Annotated in this window: 16 protein-coding genes and 4 tRNA genes; 5 read left to right on the top strand and 15 right to left on the bottom strand. The window is 70.2% G+C overall.

The genetic code is table 11. The annotated features are described in order from the left end of the window. Positions 1-73: 73 nt before the first annotated feature. From rplK to ACK99Q_RS06605, 4 genes are all read right to left on the bottom strand, one after another. Positions 74-505, bottom strand: coding sequence for a 50S ribosomal protein L11 (rplK, locus tag ACK99Q_RS06620; protein ID WP_179422695.1), 432 nt, complete (start codon positions 503-505; stop codon positions 74-76). A gap of 82 nt (positions 506-587) precedes the next feature. Further along, complete coding sequence (gene nusG, locus ACK99Q_RS06615) at positions 588-1,364, bottom strand: transcription termination/antitermination protein NusG (RefSeq protein ID WP_410185386.1); 777 nt, start codon at positions 1,362-1,364, stop codon at positions 588-590. Positions 1,365-1,380: 16 nt separating this feature from the next. Next, the gene (gene secE, locus ACK99Q_RS06610; RefSeq protein ID WP_410185385.1) at positions 1,381-1,602 is read right to left on the bottom strand and encodes a preprotein translocase subunit SecE; all 222 of its coding nucleotides are present in this window, start codon (positions 1,600-1,602) and stop codon (positions 1,381-1,383) included. Positions 1,603-1,644: 42 nt separating this feature from the next. Further along, positions 1,645-1,717: transfer RNA gene (locus ACK99Q_RS06605), tRNA-Trp, on the bottom strand. Between the two features lie 139 nt (positions 1,718-1,856). Between ACK99Q_RS06605 and ACK99Q_RS06600 the strand changes: the two genes are divergently transcribed. Continuing rightward, positions 1,857-2,888: an adenosine deaminase gene (locus ACK99Q_RS06600; protein ID WP_410185384.1), complete on the top strand. Its 1,032-nt coding sequence runs from the start codon at positions 1,857-1,859 to the stop codon at positions 2,886-2,888. After that, a complete protein-coding gene (locus ACK99Q_RS06595) occupies positions 2,885-3,397 on the top strand; it encodes a hypothetical protein (protein WP_410185383.1) in 513 nt (170 codons plus the stop codon). The genes ACK99Q_RS06600 and ACK99Q_RS06595 overlap by 4 nt, the downstream gene beginning before the upstream one ends. A 16-nt stretch (positions 3,398-3,413) precedes the next feature. Here ACK99Q_RS06595 and ACK99Q_RS06590 read toward each other — a convergent pair whose 3' ends face one another. The 5 genes from ACK99Q_RS06590 to ACK99Q_RS06570 form a co-directional block, all read right to left on the bottom strand. Then, on the bottom strand, positions 3,414-4,436 hold the full coding sequence (locus ACK99Q_RS06590; protein WP_410185382.1) for a UDP-N-acetylmuramate dehydrogenase: 1,023 nt from the start codon (positions 4,434-4,436) through the stop codon (positions 3,414-3,416). 89 nt (positions 4,437-4,525) lie between these two features. Next, positions 4,526-4,696: a 50S ribosomal protein L33 gene (rpmG, locus tag ACK99Q_RS06585; protein WP_179422685.1), complete on the bottom strand. Its 171-nt coding sequence runs from the start codon at positions 4,694-4,696 to the stop codon at positions 4,526-4,528. Between the two features lie 67 nt (positions 4,697-4,763). Beyond that, positions 4,764-4,840, bottom strand: a tRNA-Met gene (locus tag ACK99Q_RS06580). 29 nt (positions 4,841-4,869) lie between these two features. Next, a tRNA-Thr gene (locus ACK99Q_RS06575) sits at positions 4,870-4,942 on the bottom strand. Between the two features lie 86 nt (positions 4,943-5,028). Beyond that, positions 5,029-6,054, bottom strand: coding sequence for a quinone-dependent dihydroorotate dehydrogenase (locus ACK99Q_RS06570; RefSeq protein ID WP_410185381.1), 1,026 nt, complete (start codon positions 6,052-6,054; stop codon positions 5,029-5,031). Between the two features lie 38 nt (positions 6,055-6,092). On the opposite strand from ACK99Q_RS06570, the gene ACK99Q_RS06565 reads away from it, so the two are divergent. After that, positions 6,093-7,211: a VanZ family protein gene (locus ACK99Q_RS06565; RefSeq protein WP_410185380.1), complete on the top strand. Its 1,119-nt coding sequence runs from the start codon at positions 6,093-6,095 to the stop codon at positions 7,209-7,211. Here the strand turns inward: ACK99Q_RS06565 and ACK99Q_RS06560 are convergent. The 5 genes from ACK99Q_RS06560 to ACK99Q_RS06540 form a co-directional block, all read right to left on the bottom strand. Beyond that, positions 7,169-7,690: a hypothetical protein gene (locus ACK99Q_RS06560; RefSeq protein ID WP_410185379.1), complete on the bottom strand. Its 522-nt coding sequence runs from the start codon at positions 7,688-7,690 to the stop codon at positions 7,169-7,171. The two genes, ACK99Q_RS06565 and ACK99Q_RS06560, sit on opposite strands and share 43 nt — an antisense overlap. Further along, entirely contained in the window at positions 7,687-8,550 is an 864-nt protein-coding gene (gene folP, locus ACK99Q_RS06555; RefSeq protein ID WP_410185378.1) for a dihydropteroate synthase, read from the bottom strand. Before folP ends, ACK99Q_RS06560 begins: the two co-directional genes overlap by 4 nt. Continuing rightward, a complete protein-coding gene (locus ACK99Q_RS06550) occupies positions 8,547-9,461 on the bottom strand; it encodes a glucosyl-3-phosphoglycerate synthase (RefSeq protein WP_410185377.1) in 915 nt (304 codons plus the stop codon). The genes folP and ACK99Q_RS06550 overlap by 4 nt, the downstream gene beginning before the upstream one ends. Positions 9,462-9,482: 21 nt before the next feature. Beyond that, positions 9,483-9,779, bottom strand: coding sequence for a hypothetical protein (locus ACK99Q_RS06545; protein WP_410185376.1), 297 nt, complete (start codon positions 9,777-9,779; stop codon positions 9,483-9,485). A 90-nt stretch (positions 9,780-9,869) separates the two neighbouring features. Beyond that, positions 9,870-9,951, bottom strand: a tRNA-Tyr gene (locus ACK99Q_RS06540). Between the two features lie 101 nt (positions 9,952-10,052). Here ACK99Q_RS06540 and ACK99Q_RS06535 point away from each other — a divergent pair. Next, the gene (locus ACK99Q_RS06535; protein WP_410185375.1) at positions 10,053-10,544 is read left to right on the top strand and encodes a YajQ family cyclic di-GMP-binding protein; all 492 of its coding nucleotides are present in this window, start codon (positions 10,053-10,055) and stop codon (positions 10,542-10,544) included. A gap of 7 nt (positions 10,545-10,551) precedes the next feature. On the opposite strand, the gene ACK99Q_RS06530 is transcribed toward ACK99Q_RS06535, so the two are convergent. Further along, positions 10,552-11,724 carry a tyrosine-type recombinase/integrase gene (locus tag ACK99Q_RS06530; protein WP_410185374.1) on the bottom strand — a complete coding sequence of 391 codons (1,173 nt, stop codon included), beginning with the start codon at positions 11,722-11,724 and terminating at the stop codon, positions 10,552-10,554. 230 nt (positions 11,725-11,954) lie between these two features. Here ACK99Q_RS06530 and ACK99Q_RS06525 point away from each other — a divergent pair, with 230 nt between their 5' ends. Further along, positions 11,955-12,743 (top strand): YfbU family protein, encoded by a 789-nt coding sequence (locus ACK99Q_RS06525; protein ID WP_410185373.1) that lies wholly within the window; start codon positions 11,955-11,957, stop codon positions 12,741-12,743. Positions 12,744-12,787 lie beyond the last annotated feature (44 nt).

The following is a 12,787-nucleotide window of genomic DNA, read 5'->3' as shown; positions in this document are numbered from 1 at the left end:
GACTGGTTTCTCTTTCTGTACCAGGTGTGGTGCGGGCCCAGCTGGCCCTCCCACGGGGGATGTTCGGGGTGGTTCAGCCGTCGATGGTGACGCCCATGGAGCGGGCGGTTCCCTCGACGATCTTCATCGCGCCGTCGATGTCGTTGGCGTTGATGTCGGGCATCTTCGTCTGGGCGATCTCGCGCACCTGATCCTTGGTGAGCTTGCCGACCTTGTCCTTGTTCGGGACGGACGAGCCCTTCGACAGGCCGGCGGCCTTCTTGATCAGCTCGGCGGCCGGCGGCGTCTTCGTGATGAAGGTGAACGAGCGGTCCTCGTAGATCGTGATCTCGACGGGGACGACGTTGCCGCGCATGGACTCGGTCTGGGCGTTGTACGCCTTGCAGAAGTCCATGATGTTGACGCCGTGCGGGCCGAGCGCGGTGCCGACGGGCGGCGCCGGGTTGGCCTGGCCGGCCTGCAGCTGCACCTTGACGACAGCTGCGACCTTCTTCTTGGGAGGCATTTCGGGTCCTTCTAACTGGTTGTGCGTTCTGTGTCCGTCACCGCTCGAACGGCTCGGCGACCGACCTTTGATCGCGGGGCGATCAAACCTTCTGGATGTAGTCGAACGGCAGCTCGACCGAGGTCTCGCGACCGAAGATCTCGACGAGGCCCTTGACCTTCTGGCCCTCGAGGTTGATCTCGGTGATCGTCGCGTGCAGCGTGGCGAACGGCCCGTCGATGACGAGGACCGAGTCGCCGGCGGCGAAGTCGCTGAACTCGACCTTGGCGGGCGCGGTCTGCTGCGGCTCGGCGGTGGCGGTGGCCTCCGCGGCGACCTCGGCCTCGACGGCCGGGGCGAGCATCTTCTCGACCTCGGACAGGCTCAGCGGCACCGGCTGGTGCGCGTTGCCGACGAATCCGGTGACCGACGGCGTGTGGCGCACGACGCCCCACGAGTCGTCGGTGAGGTCCATGCGGACGAGCACGTAGCCGGGGAGCACGGTGCGCTTGACGAGCTTGCGCTGGCCGTTCTTGATCTCGGCGACCTCCTCGGTCGGCACGACGATCTCGTGGATGTAGTCCTCGGCGTTGAGCGCGACCTTGCGGTTCTCGAGGTTCTGCTGGACGCGCTTCTCCATGCCGGCGTACGTGTGGATCACGTACCAGTCGCCGGGCTGGCTCCAGAGGCGGTCGCGGAACTCCTGCAGCGGGTCGACGGACTCCTCGTCGGCCGCATCGGCCTCGGAGGTCTCGGTCGCGACGTCGGTGTCGACGTCGGCCTCGTCCGTGCCCTCGGCGTCGGGGGTCTCGTCGGACGACGGCTCCTGCGCGGACGTCTCGTCCACGGGCGCGTCGGTCTCGTCGAATTCGGAGGTCAAGATGTCAGTCCTTGGTCTAGGCGAAGATGGCGAACGCGGCCTTGCCGAAGCCGTAGTCCAGCGCGGAGACGAACGCCATCATGATCAGCACGAAGACGAGCACGACGAAGAAGTAGTTGACGACCTGCGGACGGGTCGGCCACACCACCTTGCGCAGCTCGGCGACCACCTGGCGGTAGAACGTGAGCGGGGACGTGCGCTTGGTGCGCGTCCCGGCCAGTTCGTGATTCTCGCTCACGGTGCTCCTTCGTCGAACGGTGTCGGCTCATGGCCGACCTTGCAGGGCACGAGGGACTTGAACCCCCAACCTTCGGTTTTGGAGACCGATGCGCTGCCAGTTGCGCCAGTGCCCTTTCGCCCGGATCCGGGCATGACGAAACAGGGTGAGTTTCGCCGGTTTCGTCAAGTGTACGCGGCCGGGCCGCGAATGCGAAACCGGGCGTCCCCGGTGTCCCCCGAGCCCCTCTCCCGCGGCCGTGACACGATGGCCGCGTGCGGCCCCTGACGACTCTTCCCAAGGCTCACCTGCACCTGCACTTCACCGGGTCGATGCGTCACGGCACGCTCATCGAGCTGGCCGAGCGCGACGGCGTGCACCTGCCCTCGGCGCTCGTCGAGGAGTGGCCACCGCAGCTCTCCGCCGCCGACGAGAAGGGCTGGTTCCGCTTCCAGCGACTCTACGACGTGGCGCGCTCGGTCCTGCGCACGGAGGACGACGTGCGCCGCCTCGTGCGCGAGGCCGCCGAGGACGACCTCGCCGACGGCTGCGTGTGGACCGAGATCCAGGTCGACCCGTCGGGCTTCGCCGCGCGCTTCGGCGGCATCACCGCGTTCACCGACCTCGTGCTGGACGCCGTGCGCGACGCGTCGGCCTCGACCGGCCTGGGCATGAGCGTGATCGTCGCGGCCAACCGCACCCGGCACCCAATGGATGCGCGCACCCTGGCCCGCCTCGCGGCGCAGTACGCGGGTCGCGGCGTGCACGGCTTCGGGCTCTCCAACGACGAGCGACGCGGCGACACGGCCGCGTTCGGCCCAGCATTCCGCATCGCCGACCGCGCCGGCCTGGTGCTGGCGCCCCACGGCGGCGAGCTGCGCGGGCCCGACCACGTGCGCCAGTGCCTCACCCACCTCGCGCCCCACCGGCTGGGCCACGGCGTGCGCGCGGCCGAGGACCCGCGGCTGCTGGAGACCATCGCCAACGCCGGGATCGGCCTGGAGGTGTGTCCGGCCTCCAACGTGGCACTCGGCGTCTACGCCACGATCGACGAGGTCCCGGTGCGCGACCTGCTCGCGGCCGGGGTCGAGGTCGCCCTCGGCGCCGACGACCCGCTCCTGTTCGGCACGCGTCTCGCGGGCCAGTACGCGCTGCTGCGCGCCGCGCAGGACTTCAGCGACGAGGAGCTCGCCGAGCTGGCCCGGAGGTCGCTGCGCGCCTCGCACGCCCCGGACGACCTGCGCGCCTCCGCCCTCGCGGGTGTCGAGGCCTGGCTGACCGACGAACGTGGAACGATGGCGCCATGAGCGACAACCAGCCGCCGTACCCCGGCGATTCCTCGGGTCAGCAGCCGCACGACCCCACCCCGGGCCCCGAGCAGCCGGGCCAGTCCGGCCAGCCCGCGTACCCCGGCCAGCAGCCCTACGGCGCCCAGCCCGGCCAGCCGTACCCCGGGCAGCAGCAGTGGGGCGCGCCCGGCCAGCAGCAGTGGGGCGCTCCCCCGCCGAAGCACCCCAAGGCCACGCTCGTGCTCATCCTGGGCATCCTCGGCCTCATCGTGTGCGGCGTCCTCGCGCCCTTCGCCTGGGTCATGGGCAACCGCGCCGTCGCCGAGATCGACGCGAACCCGGGCGTCTACGACGGCCGCGGCGAGGCCCAGGCCGGCCGCATCCTGGGCATCATCGGCACCGTGCTGCTGATCATCGGCATCGTCGTGTTCGTCTTCGCGATCGTCCTGCTCATGATCGGCATCGCGTCGTCCTCGACCAGCACGTCGGACTACTCCGACCTCTCGCTGATCTCGCTGTTCTCCTGAGTGCCGTCGGCGCCGGCTACAGGTCGGCGCCGACGAGCACCGGCTCGTTCACGAGCCGGATCCCGAACTCCCGCTGCACCCCGTCGCGCACCTCGCGCGCCAGGTCGAGCAGCTCGGCCGTGGTGGCGCCCCCGCGGTTGGTCAGCGCCAGCACGTGCTTGCCGGAGAGGCCCACGGGGCCCCGGCCGAAGCCCTTCTCGAAGCCCGCGTGGTCGATGAGCCACGCGGCGCTGGTCTTGACCGAGCCGTCGGGCTGCTCGAAGCGCGGAGCGCCCTCGGGCAGAGCAGCGGCCTCCTGGGCCGAGAGGATCGGGTTGGTGAAGAACGACCCCGCGCTCCACGTGTCGTGGTCGTCGGCGTCGAGCACCATGCCCTTGCCGCGCCGCAGCGCGAGCACCGTCTCGCGGACCTGCGCCAGACGCGCCCTCGCGCCGACCTCGACGCCGAGGTGGCGGGCGAGCTCGGCGTAGCGCACGGGGGCGCTGAGCGCGCCGGCGAAGCGCAGCTGGAAGGCGACGGTCAGCACGACGAAGCGGCCGGGCTCGTCCTTGAAGCGGCTGTGCCGGTAGGCGAAGCCGAGGTCGGTGAACATGAGCGTGCGGACGCGCTGCTCGACGCGGTCCCACGTGCGAACGCTGACGATCGTGTCGGCGACCTCCTGGCCGTAGGCGCCCACGTTCTGGATCGGGGTGGCGCCCACCGACCCGGGGATGCCGGCGAGGGCCTCGACGCCCTCCCAGTCCTGCGCGACGGCATGGGCGACGAACTCGTCCCAGCTCTCGCCGGCCGCCACGGTGACCATGGCGCCGCTGCACGCGTCGGCCGAGACCTCGATCCCGCGCGTGCGGATCAGCACGACGGTGCCCTCGAAGCCGTCGTCCGCGACGACGAGGTTGCTGCCGCCGCCGACCAGCAGGACGGGCTCGCCGGCCTCGTCGGCCGAGCGGACGGCGGCGATCAGCTCGTCCTCGGTGGTGGCCTCCACGACCGAGCGGGCCGGGCCTCCCAGGCGCAGCGTGGTGACCTCGGACAAGTGCATGGCGGTGACGCTAGCAGGCGGCTGCGGGACGCCCGACAAACGTCGACGACCCCCGCGCCCAAGGGCACGGGGGTCGTCGGAAGACGGGTTCAGCGCGTCTCGCGGTGCGCCTGGTGGGCGTCGCAGCGCGGGCAGTACTTCTTGACCTCGAGGCGGTCGGGATCGTTGCGACGGTTCTTCTTCGTGATGTAGTTGCGTTCCTTGCACTCGGTGCAGGCCAAGGTGATCTTGGGACGAACGTCGGAGCTCTTGCTGGCCACGGTGTGCCTCTTCTGGTCGGTGCCCCACCCGTTCCCGGGCGGGTGATGTGATGCTGACTTGCCGGTTTGGTAGCTGGGGCGGGGCTCGAACCCGCGACCTCACGATTATGAGTCGTGCGCTCTGACCAACTGAGCTACCCAGCCACGGAGTTGCGAGTCGCCTCGCTCCTCAGAGCCCCTTTACGGAATCGAACCGTAGACCTTTTCCTTACCATGGAAACGCTCTGCCGACTGAGCTAAAGGGGCAAGCCGACAAGTAAAGATACCGGGTCAGGTGCCGGGTTCCCAAATCGGGGTGGGCACGTCCTCGCGCGGCCCCGGCATCGCAGGGATTATCGGGCGGCCCGGGCGAGTCGGGAGGGCCACGACGGGCCCCCGTAGATGAAGCCCGTGTACGCCTGGACGAGGTCGGCGCCGGCCTCGATCCGAGCCCTCACGTCGGCCTCGTCGGTGACGCCGCCGACCCCGATCAGGGTCAGCCCCTCGCCGGCCCGCGCGCGGATCCGGCGCAGCACCTCGGTGGCGCGCTCGGCCAGGATCGGGCCGGACAGTCCGCCGGCTCCCGCGGCGTCGACGACCTCGCGCGACGTGCGGAGTGCGTCGGGCCGGGCGATCGTCGTGTTGGTGGCGCTGATGCCGTCGAGGCCGAGCTCGAGCACGAGGTCGGTGACCTGGTCGATGTCCTCGTCGGCGAGGTCGGGCGCGATCTTCACCACGAGCGGCACCCGGCGGCCGTGGTTGCCGTCCGCGACGGCCTTGACCGCCGCCAGGATCGGCTCGAGCGACTCGACGGCCTGGAGGTCGCGCAGGCCGGGCGTGTTCGGGCTCGAGACGTTGACGACGAGGTAGTCCGCGTAGGGGGACAGCAGCCGCGCGCTCTCGACGTAGTCCTGCGCCGCGCGCTCGGCCGGGACGACCTTCGTCTTGCCGATGTTGACGCCGATGACGGCGCGCTGCCCGGCGGCGGTGACGCGCAGGCGGTGCAGGCGTGCGGCGACCTGGGCGGCGCCGTCGTTGTTGAAGCCCATCCGGTTGACGATCGCGTGGTCGTCGACGAGGCGGAACAGGCGCGGGCGCTCGTTGCCGGGCTGCGGGCGGGCGGTGACCGTGCCGATCTCGACGTGGCCGAAGCCGAGCGCCAGGAGGCCCAGGACACCGCGCGCGTTCTTGTCGAAGCCGGCGGCGAGGCCGAAGCGATGCGGGAACTCGACGCCCATCACGGTGACGGGGCGCGGCTCGACCCGGTAGGCCAGCGAGGTCAGCGGGCGCCCGGCGCGGATCGCGGCGAAGGCGCGCTCGTGGATCCGCTCGGGATCCATGCGGGCGAAGACGGTGTCGAAGAGCGCGTCGTAGGCCACGGCGCCACCCTAGGCCACGGGCCGGGGACACTGGACTCGTGATCTCGGAGTGGACCTGGCCGGCCTACGTGGCGATCCTGCTGGGCGGCGTCCTCTTCGCCGTCCTGTTCGCGCCGCTGCTGGCCCTGCAGTCGCGCCGCTTCGGCCGGCTGACGCTCTCGCGCACGATCGCCGTCGGCCTGTTCTCCGTGTACGGGGTCGCGCTGGTCGCCTACACGCTGCTGCCCCTGCCGGAGCAGGACTGGTGCTCGCTGCACCCCTCGCCGCCGGTCCAGTGGCGCCCGCTCCACTCGCTCGACGACATCGCGAACGCCGGGAGCGCGACCGCGTTCGCGGTGCTGCAGGTCGTGTTCAACGTGGCGCTCTTCGTGCCGTGGGGCGCGTTCTGGCGCCGTTACGCCGGGTGGGGCGTGGGCCGGACGGTGCTGAGCGGGTTCATCGTCTCGCTGCTGATCGAGTCGACCCAGGGCACCGGGCTGTGGGGCCTCTACGACTGCGCCTACCGCGTGGCCGACGTCGACGACCTCCTGACGAACACGACCGGTGCCCTCCTCGGCGCGGCACTGGCTCCCCTGCTGCTCTCGTGGGTGCCGCGTGCCGACGTCGACACCCGCCGCCGCGGCGAGCCGCGTCCCCTGACCACCTCGCGACGCCTCGCGTCGGCGCTGATCGACGTCGCCACCGTCACGATCCTGGGCGTGGTCATCACGATCGTGTACCGGGCGATCGTCCTGTACGGGCTCGAGCGCCCCCTGCCGGACGAGGGCGACTGGACGGCCCAGCTGCCGTGGGAGACGCTGGCGTTCGTCCTCGTGCTGGCGCTCCCCGTCCTCCTGGGTGAGCCGACGCCGGGCCAGCGCGCCACGTGGCTGCGGCCCGAGTATCCGGACGCGCGCCCGGGTCGGCGCGTCGTGCGCCTGCTCGCGGGAGCCGGCGGCTGGGCGCTCATCACCCTCGTGGGCACCCTGCCCCCGGTGGCGACGTCCGAACTCGCCGGCGTGCCGCCCTTCGTGGCCGGCGCGTGGGCGGTGGTCTCGGCGGTGCTCATCGTCCGCGATCCCACGCACCGCGGGCCGTCGTTCCGGTGGGCCGGCGTGGCGCTGGTGGACTCGCGTCAGCCGCGGAGCCAGGCGGCGACCCACCAGAGCACGCCGTAGGGGGCGTCGGCGTAGGGGACGGAGACCTGCCAGCCGTCGCCCAGCCGCTCGCCGAGGTCCGACAGAGGCTCGATCCCCGACGCCCACAGCTGCGCGCCGAGCTTCGGGTCCAGCCCGGCGAGGCGGGAGCCGTCGCCGGCGCGCAGCGCGAGGTCGACCGTGTCGTCGAAGTCGAGCGCGCGCTCGTCGAAGTGGCCGGGGGCCTTCTCGCCGCGCTTGGCGCTGCCGTTGGCCATGACGAGGAGGACGTCGGCGCCGTCCTCGACCCGACCCGCGAAGCCGGCGGCGTCGAGCAGCGCCCGCGCCACCTCGGGGGCGAAGGGATCGTCGCCGACCACCGAGACGGCCTCGGCGCCGCGCGTGACCGCCTGCACCGCCGCGACCGCCGAGACACGAAGCTCGGCCACCGGGTCCTCGAGGCTCGCGTAGCGCGGCAGCAGCGCCGGGACGGGCGGCACCACGACGAGGCGGCGGATCACGCGAGCCCCCGGATCGCCCGTGCGGGCGGGCGTCGGCCGGCGATCGTCCACGCCATGTCGACCACCTGACGCGTCTCGGGCACCTGGTGCACGCGGTAGACGCGCGCCCCGGCCGTGGCGGCGACGGCGGTGGCCGCGAGCGTGCCCAGCAGGCGCTCGCCGACCGGCGCGCCGAGGGTCTCGCCGACGAAGTCCTTGTTCGACAGGGAGACGAGCACGGGCCACCCGGTGTCGACCATCTCGTCGAGCCGGCGGGTGACCTCGAGCGATTGGAACGTGTTCTTGCCGAAATCGTGCGCGGGGTCGATCAGGAGGCTCTCGCGGGAGACGCCGAGCGCGACCGCGCGCTCGGCCTGCGCGACCGTCGAGGCGATCGCATCGGCGACCACGTCCTCGTACTCCAGGCGGTGCGGTCGCGTGCGAGGCGTGACCCCGCCGGTGTGCGTGCAGACCATCGCGACGTCGAACTCGGCGGCGACCTCGGCCAGGCCGGGGTCGGCGCCGCCCCAGGCGTCGTTGAGCAGGTCGGCGCCGGCCTCGCAGACGGCGCGGCCGACCTCGGCGCGCCACGTGTCGACGCTGATCACGACGCCGGGGAACGCCGAGCGGACCCGCTCCACGAAACCGACGACGCGGCGCTTCTCCTCGTCGGCGTCGATCTCCACGCCGGGCGCGGCCTTGATGCCGCCGATGTCGACGATCTCGGCGCCCTCCTCGACGACCTGCTGCACGCGCTCGAAGGCGGAGTCCTCGGCCCACGTGGCGCCCTTGTCGAAGAACGAGTCGGGGGTGCGGTTGACGATGGCCATCATCAGCGTGGCGTCGTCGGCGAAGGCGTGGCGGCCGAGGCGCAGGGTCATCGTGCGACCTCCGCGACCGGCGGACGCTCGGAGAGGTCGACTTCGCGCGAGATCTCCTCGAGGCCGCGGAACTGGTGGAGCACGACGCGATCCTCCCCCACCCGGGCGTCCGAGCGCGACATCACGGCCGCGGTGAGCTGCACCGCCATGGGACCGAGGTCCTGGAGCGTCTGGTGCGAGTGGGCGCGGCGGCCGAGGTCGACCTGCGCGATCGCGTCGAGGCCCAGGCGGTCGGAGACGTCGATGAGGGCCGCGAGGTCGACGCCGTACCCGACCGGGACGTGCAGGGTCTCGTAGACCGAGCGGCGCACCGCCCACTCCCCCGCGAGCGGCTGCACCACGCGACCGAGGTGCGGACGCGCGAGCGCGAGCAGCGGCCGTGCGACGAGCTCGGTGGCGCGGCCGCCGCCCTGCGGGTCGTCGGCGGCACCGGCGCGGAACGGCCGCTCGTAGAAGCCCTTGACGAGCGCGACGCCGGGGTCGGTCAGCAGCGGGCCGAGGAGGCCGGTGACGAAGTGCGTGTCCCACTCGGTGAGGTCGGCGTCGACGAACGCGAGGACGTCGCCCGTGGTGACGAGCTGGGACTTCCAGATGGACTCGCCCTTGCCGGCGCGCGTGCCGAGGTCGGGGCGGATGTCGGCGAGGGCGTGGACCCGGGCGCCGGCCTCCGCCGCGATGCGGGCCGTGTCGTCGCCGGAGCCGCCGTCGATGACGACGAGCTCGTCGACCAGGTCGGAGTCGCGGACGAACGCCGCATGGATCCGGCCGACGACGTCGCCGACCGTGGCGGCCTCGTCGACCGCGGGGATCACGAGGCTGACGCGGGTGCCGGTCGCGCGCTTGGCCTCGAGCAGCTCGTCGAGGTCCCACGGACGCCGGTACGTGCGCCGGTCGAACCACGTGTCTGCCACGCGTTCACCGTACTCGTGAGGTCAGCGGGGGTCGCCGTCGACGACCACGCCGCCGAGGAGCCGCTCGACCGTGAAGCGCGCCTGGGCCGGCGACGGCACGGGCGCGTCGTCCTCGGGGGCAGGCTCCGCGTCGTACCCGAGCGCGGCGATCGCCTCGCGCCGGGCGCGCTCGAGACCCGCTGCGACCTCGGCGCGGGTGTGGCCCCCGGCGGGACGACGAGCCTCCTCGAGCAGGTCGAGCTCGTACGCGTCGGGCACGAGGTCGTAGAGGGCGTGCAGCGTCCAGTCCTCGCCCGGGCGGTCGTCGGTGGCGCTCATGGCATCGACGATAGGGGCCGGCACCGACGGATGTGGAGGGCGGGAAAGGGGCGAGCCCCCGACCGTGTCCGGTCGGGGGCTCGCGTCACGTGGCAGGTAGAGGATTCGAACCTCTGAAGGCAATGCCGGCTGATTTACAGTCAGCTCCCTTTGGCCGCTCGGGCAACCTGCCGCGACAGTCTGCAAGATTACCCCAGCGTCCCGCCGGGCCCGAAATCAGGGCCGCCTCGGAGCACCGCTCCCGTGCGGCGCGGCAGGCCGTAGGGTGGGCCCATGGCCGACTCCTCCTTCGACATCGTCAGCAAGATCGACCGCCAAGAGGCCGACAACGCCCTCAACCAGGCGGTCAAGGAGATCTCGACGCGCTACGACTTCAAGAACACCAACGCCTCCATCGAGTGGAAGGGCGAGTGGGGCGTGGAGATCACCGCGAACGCCGAGGAGCGTGCCCGCGCCATCCTCGACGTCTTCCAGACCAAGCTGGTCAAGCGGAACATCAGCCTCAAGGCCTTCGAGGCCGACGAGCCGCGCCAGTCCGGCAAGGACGTCAAGATCAACGGCACCTTCGGCGAGGGCATCAGCACCGAGCAGGCCAAGAAGGTCAGCAAGCTGATCCGCGACGAGGGCCCCAAGGGCGTCAAGGTGCAGATCCAGGGCGACGAGCTGCGCGTCACGAGCAAGTCGCGTGACGACCTTCAGGAGGTCATCGCGCTGGTCAAGGGCGCCGACCTCGACTTCGCGGTGCAGTTCACCAACTACCGCTGAGTCACGCTCAAAAACGGCCGAGAGTCCGCACAGAGTCCGCAAGATTGGCCGTATTCGCCATCAGGCTGGCTGCGGCGGCTCGCGTTCGGTCTTCTGCCTTCGGCCAGAGGTGGCTGTAGACGTTTAGTGTGATCGATGCCGACGAGTGTCCGAGCGCGTGCTGCACGGTCACGACGTCGCATCCTTCTGAGATGAGCCCGGACGCGAAGAAGTGCCGCAGGCCGTGGAGCGTGAACTCCTCCATCCCAACCTTCGCGCGCAGGCGTCGCCACTGGTTGCCGGCGCTGTTGCGGTTGTAGACGTAGGCGTTGAGCGAGAAGAGCCAGCGCTCATCCCCCAGCGGTGGGTGGAGCTCGACGTGGGCGGCGATCACCTTGACGAGGTCTTCGGGCAGGTACACCGTCCTGGCGGACTCGTACTTCGGCGAGGTCTCCACGGTCTTCGCATTCACCTGGCCTTGGATCTGCCGCCTGACGGACAGGGTTCGTCGAAGGAAGTCGACATCGCCCAACTGGAGCCCAGCGGCCTCGCCGAGACGGAGGCCGGCGAAGGCGCACACCGCGACGAACGCGCGGAAGTGTGGCGGTGATTCGACCAGCGCCGCATTGACCTGCTCGGGCGACGGGATCTTGATCCTCCCCTCCGACTTCGCCTGCCGTGGGGGTGTGATCCCGGAGGTTGGGTCCTGTCGGATGACGCGCGCCTTGACCGCGGCGAGGAAGGCCATGCGGACGTAGTTGTAGCGCGTCCGTCTGGTCGATGCGGCGAGTCCGGTGTTGCGCTTGGCCCCAGGTTTCGTCATGGACTTCAGCCACGCTTCGACGTGCAGCTCGGTGATCCGATTCATCGGGACGTCCGCGAAGGTGACGGAGGCGAGGGTCATCGCGGCGGTCTCCGCGGTTCCGTCGACCCAGTCCTGAACGTCGGACCACCGTGTGAACCACTGCCGGAACGTCGTCTTGCCTGCCGCGGGGTCGACGTAATCGCCCCGGACGACTGACGCCGTGACCTCGTCGAGCCATCGCTGCGCCTGGGCCTTCTTCACGAAGTGACGAGCGTGCTCCTTACCGGACTCATCGCGGTAGCGGGCGCGGTATCGCTCGACAGTGATGGTCTTCTCGATACCGGTCCTGTCGTCTACGACGACCCGTTCGGACGTGCGCTTCGAAATGCTGGCCATACCCCAGCATGCGCCGGGAGACCGACAACTCGGGCATCCATCCATTGCCTCTGGATGGCAATGGCTGACAGTCACCGAGTGATCTCGGTTATTGCGAAATGAATGCCGGCGGCGCCCTGCGCCCGTACGAGAAACGCGCCGTACCGAGCCGGCCCTAATCGATAGGCGAGGTTGTCTCGTGCGTATGACAGTGATACGCTAAGCGTCATACAGTATTACAGGAGGTGAAAATGGCTGTCTTGAACGTCAGGGTCGACGACCGAGTCCGAGATGAACTCAGGGAGATGGCGGACGACGAGGGCGTCACGCTCAGCGAGTACGTACGGGACCTGCTCATGGAGGCGGTGGTTCCGGTGCAAGACCCCGAGGGCCAATCGCTACGTCGTAGCAGCGAGGAACGGCCACCCGAGACCATGAAACTGGCCGACCGGCAGATTCTCTCGTTGCTCCACAGGATTCTGGCGCGAGTACTGCCCGAGGACGCCAATGACGTCGACGGCGACTATGAATACCAACTGATGCGGGCGCGCATTCTCGAGGAAGGTTTCACGGCGGAGTACTCCTACGAGGTGGCCGGGTTCCGCACAGAGCTATCCCCGCGCGACTGTCGACGCGTCACTGACATCTTGCAGATGTTTCGGATGCTCACCTACAGCATTCGACACCTTGAGGAGGGCGGCTCCCCGGTCGACGGCGAACTGGCCCGTGCACTCGAGTTCCAAGGGTTTGACTACAACGATTCCTTGGAAGGCCACATGGCCGACTACGTCAAGTTCCAGATGCGCGACGATGACCGCTGGTCCGAGTTGAGGCCTCAGATCGAGAGCCACGACCGAGGCAACTCGCACTTCCCGGTGCTCGACACGTACACGCGAATGTTGAACGAGTACCGCCGCATCATGGACAGCCGCAACCGGGAGGACCGGTTCGATCGACTGGCCTACTACCTGTCAGCCGAAGAGCTTGAGCGCATCAGTGACGCGCGTGTGCACCCGTCGAATCGGCGAACCGAAATGTAGGTCCGGTGATCCTGAACAGACGCCGGACTTCTTGCCGCAACGGA

The sequence above is a fragment of the Aeromicrobium sp. MLTX1 genome (assembly GCF_046452335.1).
Lineage (GTDB): Bacteria > Actinomycetota > Actinomycetes > Propionibacteriales > Nocardioidaceae > Aeromicrobium.
This window is presented reverse-complemented; position numbering and strand designations above follow the sequence as displayed.